9 protein-coding genes and 1 pseudogene are annotated in these 9,792 nt (G+C 69.8%); 8 read left to right on the forward strand and 2 right to left on the reverse strand.

Annotated elements, in window-relative coordinates; genetic code table 11:
- Window positions 1-533 (forward strand): annotated as a pseudogene (locus tag AB0C29_RS19380) (short-chain dehydrogenase); the annotation flags it as partial.
- Here the strand turns inward: AB0C29_RS19380 and AB0C29_RS19385 are convergent.
- Window positions 491-889, reverse strand: coding sequence for a MerR family transcriptional regulator (locus tag AB0C29_RS19385; RefSeq protein ID WP_360821929.1), 399 nt, complete (start codon window positions 887-889; stop codon window positions 491-493). The pseudogene AB0C29_RS19380 and the gene AB0C29_RS19385 overlap by 43 nt on opposite strands.
- A 634-nt stretch (window positions 890-1,523) precedes the next feature.
- Between AB0C29_RS19385 and AB0C29_RS19390 the strand changes: the two genes are divergently transcribed.
- From AB0C29_RS19390 to AB0C29_RS19405, 4 genes are read left to right on the forward strand one after another with little or no spacing between them, the layout of a single operon-like run.
- On the forward strand, window positions 1,524-3,047 hold the full coding sequence (locus AB0C29_RS19390) for an amino acid permease (protein ID WP_360821931.1): 1,524 nt from the start codon (window positions 1,524-1,526) through the stop codon (window positions 3,045-3,047).
- A gap of 58 nt (window positions 3,048-3,105) precedes the next feature.
- Complete coding sequence (locus AB0C29_RS19395) at window positions 3,106-4,452, forward strand: glutamine synthetase family protein (RefSeq protein WP_360821933.1); 1,347 nt, start codon at window positions 3,106-3,108, stop codon at window positions 4,450-4,452.
- Window positions 4,449-5,804, forward strand: coding sequence for an aldehyde dehydrogenase family protein (locus tag AB0C29_RS19400; protein WP_360821935.1), 1,356 nt, complete (start codon window positions 4,449-4,451; stop codon window positions 5,802-5,804). Before AB0C29_RS19395 ends, AB0C29_RS19400 begins: the two co-directional genes overlap by 4 nt.
- 10 nt (window positions 5,805-5,814) lie before the next feature.
- A complete protein-coding gene (locus AB0C29_RS19405) occupies window positions 5,815-6,579 on the forward strand; it encodes a 3-oxoacyl-ACP reductase (RefSeq protein ID WP_360549836.1) in 765 nt (254 codons plus the stop codon).
- On the opposite strand, the gene AB0C29_RS19410 is transcribed toward AB0C29_RS19405, so the two are convergent.
- Complete coding sequence (locus tag AB0C29_RS19410) at window positions 6,551-7,825, reverse strand: transposase (protein ID WP_360821937.1); 1,275 nt, start codon at window positions 7,823-7,825, stop codon at window positions 6,551-6,553. The genes AB0C29_RS19405 and AB0C29_RS19410 overlap by 29 nt on opposite strands.
- Before the next feature lie 31 nt (window positions 7,826-7,856).
- Between AB0C29_RS19410 and AB0C29_RS19415 the strand changes: the two genes are divergently transcribed.
- The 3 genes from AB0C29_RS19415 to AB0C29_RS19425 all read left to right on the forward strand — a co-directional run.
- Window positions 7,857-8,027 (forward strand): type II toxin-antitoxin system prevent-host-death family antitoxin, encoded by a 171-nt coding sequence (locus AB0C29_RS19415; protein WP_360821939.1) that lies wholly within the window; start codon window positions 7,857-7,859, stop codon window positions 8,025-8,027.
- Between the two features lie 326 nt (window positions 8,028-8,353).
- Entirely contained in the window at window positions 8,354-9,040 is a 687-nt protein-coding gene (locus AB0C29_RS19420; protein WP_360821941.1) for a gamma-glutamyl-gamma-aminobutyrate hydrolase family protein, read from the forward strand.
- 58 nt (window positions 9,041-9,098) lie between these two features.
- Window positions 9,099-9,792, forward strand: a 694-nt coding sequence (locus AB0C29_RS19425) for a gamma-glutamyl-gamma-aminobutyrate hydrolase family protein (RefSeq protein ID WP_360821943.1), incomplete at its 3' end; no start/stop codon positions are given.

Raw genomic sequence — 9,792 nt, forward strand, 5'->3', positions numbered from 1 at the left:
CGTGCGTCCAGATCAACCACTTCGGCGGTTTCCTGCTCGGCCACCTGTTGCTGGACCGGCTGCGGGCGGCGGCGCCCGCGCGGATCGTCACGACCGGCTCCGCGGCCGAGGCGTGGGGCACGCTGGACGTGCGGCGGCCCGGGCGGCGTCAGCTCAGCCGGTGGACCGCGTACGGCGCCGGCAAACAGGCCAACCTGCTCTTCACGATCGAGGCGGCTCGCCGCTGGGGCCCGTACGGGATCGTGCCGACCTGTTTCTTCCCCGGCCTGATCCGCAGCCGCTTCGGCCGGCAGAGTCCGCTCTTCTCCCTCGGCAAGCTGATCTTCCGCAGCCCGGAGCAGGGCGCGGACACGCTGCTGTGGCTGGCCGACGATCCGGCCGCCGCGGTGCCGGGCGGCTACTTCGCGTGGCGCAAACCGTTCGGCGCCACCGGGCGTTCCGTCGATCCGGCCCGGGCGCGGCAGCTCTGGGAGGCCAGCCTGGCCGCCGGCTACGGCGCGGAAGGGGAGCGGTCGCCGCGCGGTGAGCCGTAGTAGTGCGTGGTCGCGATGTCCGGGCGGGTCGGGGTGGGCAGGTCCGCGTCGTCGTCAGCGGTCAGCGTGCCGCCCAGCTCGACGATGCGCCGGTGCGCCGCCGCGAGCCGGTCCTCCAGCGTCACGATCCGGCAGGCCGCGCTGAGCAGCATGCCCTCGTCCAGCAGCTGCCGGACCCGGACCGCGAGCTGCAACTGGTGCCGCGAGTAGCGGCGGTGCCCACCCAGCGAGCGTTCCGGCTCGAGCAGGCCGGCGGTGCCCAGGCTGCGCAGGAAGGCCGGCGTCACGCCGATCATGTCGGCGGCCCGGCCCATCGTGTACGCCGGGAAGTCGGCGTCGTCGAAGGCGGTGCTCATCGTGCCTTCCGTACAGGTGCGGACACAGTCCAAGGCCCCGGCGGGTTACCGGGGCCCTGGCTGTTCAATTCTGTGGCCGACCGTCGTCGGCGAGGCTCATCTGCTTGCGTGCCGCTAGCGGATGGCCTGTGTGATGGGCATCGGCTGCGATCACCTCTTGTCGGGTCGGGGACTTAGCGAGTTCGCGTTGCTGCGGTATCTCGTCCTCCTTACCAACTCAGAGTCATTGCCAGTTGCGTGCCGGCTGTGCGTGGCCGACCTCTGTGATGTTATGCCTGCCACAGGCAGATTTCTAGTCTCGCCGCTGTAGATTTTTAGGGCGAAAGGGCGGCGGCGCGGGACGGGCGCGTGGCACAGCGCGATGCTGCGTCGAGAGAGAGGTGACCACGCCCCGCGCCGCCGCGGGTGGGGAGCCGTGGGCTGCCCCGGGTCTTCCGCGAAGCCTGCCGAGGGCTCGCGCGCCGAGTGGCGTCGTCAGGGAAGTTGCCCTGACATGTCTACGAGTGTGCGGGTTGCTTCCGGCGCCCGGCAACGCAATTAACGCCGTTCATTGACGGGCGTAACACCGGGGGGAGATCATCACCGAACAGCGGTGGCCCAGGTCACATCTGCCCCTCGGATCCAGGGAGTCGTTATGAGCGTTGAGCCTCCCAGCACCGACGAAGAACGCCTCGCCCAGCTCGGCTACCAGCAGGAACTACACCGCCGACTGTCCGGCTTCTCGAACTTCGCGGTCTCCTTCTCGATCATCTCCATCCTGGCCGGCGCGATCACCTCGTACGGGATCGCCATGAACGCCGGTGGCCCGCTGGCCATCACGCTCGGCTGGCTCTTCGTCGGCATCATGGTCACCTTCGTGGCGCTGGCGATGGCCGAGGTCTGCTCGGCCTATCCCACCGCCGGTGCCCTCTACTGGTGGGCCGCCGCGCTCGCCAAACGCAACAAGGCCGCGTGGGCCTGGTTCATCGGCTGGTTCAACTTCCTCGGCGAGGTGGCCGTCACCGCGGCGATCGACTTCGGCGCGGCCATCACCACGTCGGCGTTCCTCAGCCTGACCTTCGACATGGAGGTCACCAAGGGCCGCACGTTCCTGATCTTCCTGATCCTGATCGTCGCGCACGGCCTGCTCAACACCTTCGGGGTCAGCCTGGTCCGGCTGCTCTCCGACGTCAGCGCCTGGTGGCACCTGGTCGGCGTCGCGGTGATCGTGGTGGTCCTCGCCGTCGTACCGGACCAGCACAAGCCGATCTCCGAGGTGTTCTTCGAGGTCAGGAACGAGACGGGCTTCACGTTTCAGGGTGCCGCGATATATGCGGTGCTGATCGGCCTGCTGATGGCGCAGTACACGTACACCGGTTATGACGCCTCGGCGCACGTGGCCGAGGAGACCCATGACGCCGCCCGGGCCGCGCCACGCGGCATCGTGCTCTCGGTCGTGGTCTCGGTGGTCGCCGGCTTCCTGCTGCTGACCGCCATCACCTGGTCGATCCAGGACTACGACGCGCAGCGCACCACCGAGCTCGGGCTGCCGCCCGCGCAGATCTTCATCGACGCGGCCGGGCACGACCTGGGCACGTTCCTGCTGTTCATCTGCGTGGTCGCCCAGTTCTTCTGCGGCATGGCGTCGGTGACGGCCAACTCCCGGATGTCGTACGCCTTCGCCCGGGACGGCGCGCTGCCCGGCTCGCGGCTGTGGAAGAAGGTCAACCCCCGCACGGGTACGCCGACCAACTCCATCTGGCTGTGCGTGACCATCTCGACCCTGCTGGTGCTGCCGTCGCTGTGGAACACCACCGCGTACGCGGCGGCGACCTCGATCGCGGTCATCGGGCTCTACATCGCCTACGTCGGCCCGGTGCTGCTGCGCCGGCTCAACCCGGACTTCCGGCCGGGGCCGTGGAACCTGGGCCGGTGGAGTGCGGCGGTCGGCTGGATCGCGATCGTCTGGGTGGTGCTGATCTGCGTGCTGTTCGTCCTGCCGGTGGCCGGCCCGATCACCGCGGCGAACTTCAACTACACGATCGTCGCCGTCGTGGTGGTCGTCGGCGGCGCCACGCTGTGGTGGTTCGCCAGTGCCCGCAAGTGGTTCACCGGGCCGAAGCAGAACCTGATCGAGAAGGCCGCGCACGGAGAGCAGACGATGCCGGCCGGGGAGTGATCTGCTAGAGGCGGGGCCGGGCAGCCGCCCGGCCCCCACACCCGCCGAAGGGAACCGGATGGACCTCGAAGACCTCGACGTCGCCGTCGCGAACGGCAGCATCGACACCGTCCTGCTCGCGCTGACCGACATGCAGGGACGGCTCCAGGGCAAACGGCTGCACGGCCGGTTCTTCATGGACGAGGTCGCCTCCGGGGCGAGCGAGGGCTGCAACTATCTGCTCGCGGTCGACGTCGACATGAACACCGTCGACGGCTACGAGATGTCGTCGTGGAACAGCGGCTACGGCGACTTCGTCATGCGTCCCGACTTCAGCACGCTGCGGCCCGTACCGTGGCTGCCCGGCACGGCCATGGTCCTCGCCGACCTGGAGACCACCGAGGGCGGGCCGGTCTACGCCTCGCCCCGGCAGATCCTGCGCCGCCAGCTCGACCGGCTCGCCGGGCACGGCCTGACCGCGTTCGCCGGCACCGAGCTGGAGTTCGTGCTCTACAAGGACACCTACGAGCAGGCGTTCAGCAAGAGCTACCGCGACCTGACCCCGGCGAACCAGTACAACGTGGACTATTCACTGCTCGGCACCGCCCGGGTCGAGCCGTTGCTGCGCCGCATCCGCAACGAGATGTACGGCGCCGGCCTGATCCCGGAGAGTGCCAAGGGCGAGTGCAACCTCGGCCAGCACGAGATCGCGTTCCGCTACGCCGACGCGCTGACCTGCGCCGACAACCACGTGATCTACAAGAACGGGGCCAAGGAGATCGCCGCCCAGGAGGGCCTGGCACTGACCTTCATGGCCAAGCCGAACGAGCGTGAGGGCAACTCCTGCCACATCCACTTCTCGCTGCGCGGCGAGGACGGCCGGTCGGCGATGCTCGGCGACGGCCCGGCCCACCTGAGCGTGACCGGGCAGCGGGTGCTGGCCGGCCTGCTCGCCACCATGCGCGAGTTCAGCCTGCTCTTCGCGCCGAACATCAACTCCTACAAGCGCTATCAGCCCGGCTCGTTCGCGCCGACCGCCCTGCGCTGGGGCGTCGACAACCGCACCTGCTCACTGCGGATGGCGGGGCACGGGCAGGGCATGCGCGTGGAGAACAGGGTGCCCGGCGGCGACGTGAACCCGTACCTGGCCATCGCGGCGCTGATCGCGGGCGCGCTGCACGGGCTGGAGAACGAGCTGGAGCTGGAGGACGAGTTCCGGGGCAACGCGTACGAGGACGCCACCGCCCCGCGGGTGCCCGGGCATCTGCGTGACGCGGTGGAGTTGTGGGAGCTCAGTCCGGTGGCAGCGGAGGCGTTCGGGCCCGAGGTGGTCGCCCACTACGCGAACATGGGCAAGATTGAGCTGGCCGCCTTCGACGCCGCGGTCACCGACTGGGAGCTTAAGCGAGGGTTCGAACGCCTGTGACAGATGTAATCAATCCGGCTACGGGGACTGTGCTCACCTCCGTACCGTCGCTTGGTTTGGCAGAGACCGACGCCGCGATCGAGCGGGCCCACCAGGCTTTCGGATCTTGGCGCCAGGTGGCGCCCGGGGACCGGGCGCGGCTGCTGCGGCGTTTCGCCGCGCTCGTCGACGACCACCTCGAGGAGCTGGCGGCGCTGGAGGTCGGCAACGCCGGGCACACGATCGGCAACGCCCGCTGGGAGGCCGGCAACGTCCGGGACGTCCTCAACTACTACGCGGGGGCGCCGGAGCGCCTGTCCGGGCGGCAGATCCCGGTGGCCGGTGGGCTCGACGTGACCTTCCACGAGCCGCTCGGCGTGGTCGGCATCATCGTGCCGTGGAACTTTCCGATGCCGATCGCCGGCTGGGGTTTCGCCCCGGCCCTCGCGGCCGGCAACACGGTCGTGCTCAAGCCGGCCGAGCTCACCCCGCTGACCGCCATCCGGCTCGGTGAGCTGGCGCTGGCGGCCGGCCTGCCGGAGGGCGTGTTCACCGTGTTGCCGGGCAAGGGCAGCGTGGTCGGGCAGCGCTTCGTCACCCATCCGGCGGTCCGCAAGGTCTGCTTCACCGGCTCCACCGGGGTCGGGAAGTCGATCATGGCGGGCTGCGCCGACCAGGTGAAACGGGTGACCCTGGAGCTCGGCGGCAAGAGCGCCAACATCGTCTTCGCCGACGCCGACCTGGAACGCGCCGCCGCGGCGGCCCCCGGCGGGGTCTTCGACAACGCCGGCCAGGACTGCTGCTCACGGTCCCGGCTGCTGGTCCAGGAGTCGGTGTACGACCGGTTCCTCGCCCTGCTGGAACCGGCGGTCAAGGCGTTCCGGGTCCAGGACCCGGCCCTGGAGACCGCCGAGATGGGCCCGCTGATCTCGGCCGGGCACCGGGACAAGGTGGCGTCGTACACCGCGGACGCCGACGTCGCGTTCGCCGGTGAGGCACCCGCCGGTGACGGCTGGTGGTTCCCGCCGACCGTGCTGCTGGCCCACTCGACCGGCGACCCGCACTGGCGCGAGGAGGTCTTCGGGCCGGTGCTGTCGGTGCTGCCCTTCCGCGACGAGGAGGAAGCGGTCCGGCTGGCCAACGACACCGAGTACGGCCTCTCCGGCTCGATCTGGACCCGCGACCTGGGCCGGGCGCTGCGGGTCTCGCGCGGGGTCGAGACCGGCAACCTGAGCGTCAACTCGCACTCATCGGTGCGCTACTGGACGCCGTTCGGCGGGATGAAGCAGTCCGGCCTGGGCCGGGAGCTCGGTCCCGACGCGCTGCTGTCGTTCACCGACGTCAAGAACGTGTTCATCTCGACGGAAGCCTGAGAGGTCAGCTGTGGAGCGTTTGCAGGATCGGGTCGCCGTCATCACCGGGGCCGGCAGCGGTATCGGGCTGGCCACCGCCCGGCGGTTCGCAGCCGAGGGGGCCAAGGTCGTCTGCGTCGACATCTCGACGGATGCGGGCAAGGCCGCCGCCGACGAGGTCGGCGGCGAGTTCGTCGCTTGTGACGTCACCGACGAGGAGGCGGTCAAGGCGCTGTTCGACGGGGTGGCCGAGCGGTACGGCCGGGTCGACATCGCGTTCAACAACGCCGGGATCTCGCCCCCCGACGACGACTCGATCCTGGTCACCGGCCTGGACGCGTGGGAACGGGTGCTGCGGGTGAACACCACCAGCGTGTTCTTCTGCTGCAAGTACGCGATCCCGCACATGCAGCGCCAGGGCAAGGGGTCGATCATCAACACCGCGTCGTTCGTGGCGCTGCTGGGCGCGGCGACCTCGCAGATCGCGTACACCGCGAGCAAGGGCGGGGTGCTGGCGATGACCCGCGAGCTGGGCGTGCAGTTCGCCCGCGAGGGCATCCGGATCAACGCCCTGTGCCCCGGACCGGTCGCGACGCCGCTGCTCATGGACCTTTTCGCCAAAGATCCGGAGCGGGCCGCGCGCCGGCTGGTGCACGTCCCGATGGGCCGCTTCGCCGAGCCGGCTGAGATCGCCGCCGCGGTCGCGTTCCTGGCCAGCGACGACGCGTCGTTCATGACCGCGTCCCAGTTCGTCGTCGACGGTGGCATCACCGGTGCATATGTAACTCCGCTTTGACATCCTCTCCGCCCTGAAGGACGGAGATTCCCTCCACGCTGCGCCTGGAACACGCAACGTCCGGGTGGGTTACCGCTTCGCCGCGCGGCGCCGGGACGAGTCCTGGTCTTACCTGCGCTCCACGGTCGTTTCCGTTGTCCGCCAGTCCGGCGGCCAACACGTTCTTGGCGGCGTTCACGTCTCGGTCGTGGTGACTGCCGCACGGGCAGTCCCACGTCCGGACGTTGAGCGCCATCTTGGCGTTGATCCGGCCACAGTGCGAGCACATCCGGGTGGACGGGAAGAACCGGTCCACCCGGCCGAACGCCCTGCCGTACCGGGCGGCCTTGTACTCCAACATGCCGGTGAAACTGGCCCAGCCCGCATCGTGCACGGACTTCGCCAGCCGGGTCCGGCCGAGACCGGCCACGCACAAGTCCTCGACGTACACCGCTTGCTTCTCGCGGATGATCGTCGTGGACAGCTTGTGCTGCCAGTCGCGCCGGGTGTCGGCCACCCGGGCGTGTGCCCTGGCGACCTTGACGACGGCCTTCTTGCGGTTCTGGCTCCCGCGCTGCTTACGGGAGAGGGCCTGCTGCAACCGCTTGAGCTTGCGGGCCGCACGCCGCAGGAATCTCGGCGCCGCGACTTTCGTGCCGTCCGAACAGACGGCGAAGTGCGTCAGCCCCAGGTCGATACCGACCTCGGACTCGACTGGCGGCAACGCCTCGTCGGCCACCTGCACGACGAACGAGGCGAAGTACCGTCCGGCTGCGTCCTTGATGATCGCCACGCTGGACGGGTCCGACGGCAGAGTGCGGGACCAGCGCACCGCGAGGTCGCCGATCTTCGGCAGCCGCAGCCGGCCGTTGTCGAGGACCTTGAACCGGGCGTTCTTGGTGAAGCGGATGGCCTGCCGGTTGTCCTTGCGGGACCGGAACCGGGGCGGCGCGACCTTGCGGCCTTTGCGTTTGCCGGTGATCGAGGCGAAGAAGTTTCGGTACGCCGTGTTCAGGTCCGCGAGGGCCTGTTGGAGCACGACCGAGGACACGTCGGCCAGCCACTCCCGTTGCGCGGTCGTCTTGGCCTGCGTGATGATCCGCTTGGACAGCTCGGCGTCCGACACGTACGGCAATCCATGTTCGCGGGCTTGCTGCCGGGCGCGCAGCCCATCGTTGAACACCACCCGCGCGCACCCGAATGCCCGCGCCAGCTCGACTTGCTGGCCGGGCGTCGGGTAGGCACGGAAGTTGTAACGAAGCTGCATGTACAAAACGTACCACATGTACAATCGCGGGATGAGCGAGACACCCCAGGTCGCGGTGAGTGACGCCCGCAAGGAAATCGGCAAGCTGATCGATGCAGCCCACTACGCCGGGCAGCACACGATCCTGGCGAAGAACGACGAACCGCGCGCCGTGCTTGTGCCGTACGAGTGGTGGCGCGAGCAGCAGAACCACCCGGCCTAAGGCACTGCTCGGGCCTTGTGGCCCTCCCAGTGCGGGCCTTCACCCCCGGCCTGAAGGCCGGAGCACTGGCTCGCATTCCCGGTATCGGTTTAGCACCCCCAGGCAGCGGATACAAGGCAACTACGTCCAGTTCACGCCGGACGCAGGGGTCGAATCTCCGCCCGCGCACGCTGCGATCGCTGCACGGGTGGTTCGAAGGGCCCGGGCGCGGCGCCGACTCACGGAGTCGGCGCCGCTCACTAATTTCACGGCGCTCGTCCGGTACGGCGAACGGATCACCCACTCGGTCGACGTCATCCGAACAGGACGTGGATACCGTGGTCAAGATGCGACCCGTCATCGGCATCACCACCTATGTGGAGCCCGCCACCTGGGGCGTCTGGCACAACCTGCCCACCACGCTGGTGCCGCACGACTACGTCGCCGCGGTCACCGGGGCCGGTGGCCGGGCGGTGCTGCTGCCGCCCGACGACCTCGACACCGACGTGCTGCGCATCCTGGACGGACTGGTGCTCAGCGGCGGCGCCGACCTCGGCCCGGAGCTGTACGGCGCCGAGGCCGCCCCGCAGACGGTCACCCGGCCCGAGCGCGACGCCGCCGAGATGGTGCTCGCCCGCGCGGCCCTCACCCAGGACCTGCCGGTGCTCGGGGTCTGCCGGGGCATGCAGCTGCTCACCGTCGCCGCCGGCGGCACCCTGCACCAGCACCTGCCCGAGGTGCTCGGGCACGACCGGCACCGCCCGGCCCCCGGCGTCTACGGCGAGCACGAGGCCGGCTTCACGCCCGGCAGCCGGATCGCCGGGCTGATGGGTGAGGACACCCGGGTGCACTGCTTCCACCACCAGGGCGTCGACGACCCGGGCACGCTGACGGTCACCGGCCGGGCCGAGGACGGGACCGTCGAGGCGGTCGAGGACCCGGCGCACAGGTTTGTGCTGGGCGTGCAGTGGCACCCCGAGGTGACCAGGGACAAACGGCTGTTCGGCGCCCTGGTCGCGGCGGCGGGGGCCTAAGACATCCCGCGCACCCGCCGATACGCAGGTTCTACGGACGAAGGAGGATCGCACCAGCATGCGCAGGCCATTGATCGGACTGACCGCGTACGCGCAACAGGTCCAGTACGGCAGCAACGAACAGGTCGTCGGCATGCTGCCGATGTCCTACGTCCGGGCGGTCCACGCCACCGGGGGACGGGCGGTCCTGATCACCCCGGACGACCCCGGCACCGACGTGCTCGAGTCGCTCGACGGCATCGTCTTCGCCGGTGGCGGCGACATCGATCCGGCCAACTGGGGTGCCGAGCCGCACCCGGCCACCGACTCCGACCCGGTCCGGGACGCCTCCGAGCTGCTCCTCATGCGGGCCGCCCTCGACGCCGACCTGCCCGTGCTCGGCGTCTGCCGGGGCCTGCAGGTGATGGCCGTGGCCACCGGCGGTTCCCTGCACCAGCACCTGCCCGACCTGGTCGGCCACGACCGGCACCGGGCCGCGGCGGGCACGGATCCGCTGGCGGTGGACTCGTCGGCGTTCGGCCGGCACGACGTGGTGCTGACCTCCGGCTCGGCGGCGCGCTCACTGCTCGGCGCCCGGCTCACCGTCAACTCGTTCCACCACCAGGCGATCGACGACCCGGGCAGCTTCACGGTGGTCGGCCGGTGCCCCGACGACCGGGTCATCGAGATCATCGAGGACCCCGACCGGTCGTTCGCGCTGGGCGTGCAATGGCACCCCGAGCGCACCGGTGACCTGCGGGTCTTCGCCGCGC

The organism is Actinoplanes sp. NPDC048791 (assembly GCF_040650095.1).
GTDB lineage: Bacteria > Actinomycetota > Actinomycetes > Mycobacteriales > Micromonosporaceae > Actinoplanes.

What these genes read in the sequence shown, in the direction of transcription:
- AB0C29_RS19385 (WP_360821929.1), bottom strand. Translation starts at nt 889, where the DNA reads ATGAGCACCGCCTTCGACGACGCCGACTTCCCGGCGTACACGATGGGC.
- AB0C29_RS19390 (WP_360821931.1), top strand. Translation starts at nt 1,524, where the DNA reads ATGAGCGTTGAGCCTCCCAGCACCGACGAAGAACGCCTCGCCCAGCTC.
- AB0C29_RS19395 (WP_360821933.1), top strand. Translation starts at nt 3,106, where the DNA reads ATGGACCTCGAAGACCTCGACGTCGCCGTCGCGAACGGCAGCATCGAC.
- AB0C29_RS19410 (WP_360821937.1), bottom strand. Translation starts at nt 7,825, where the DNA reads ATGCAGCTTCGTTACAACTTCCGTGCCTACCCGACGCCCGGCCAGCAA.
- AB0C29_RS19415 (WP_360821939.1), top strand. Translation starts at nt 7,857, where the DNA reads ATGAGCGAGACACCCCAGGTCGCGGTGAGTGACGCCCGCAAGGAAATC.
- AB0C29_RS19420 (WP_360821941.1), top strand. Translation starts at nt 8,354, where the DNA reads ATGCGACCCGTCATCGGCATCACCACCTATGTGGAGCCCGCCACCTGG.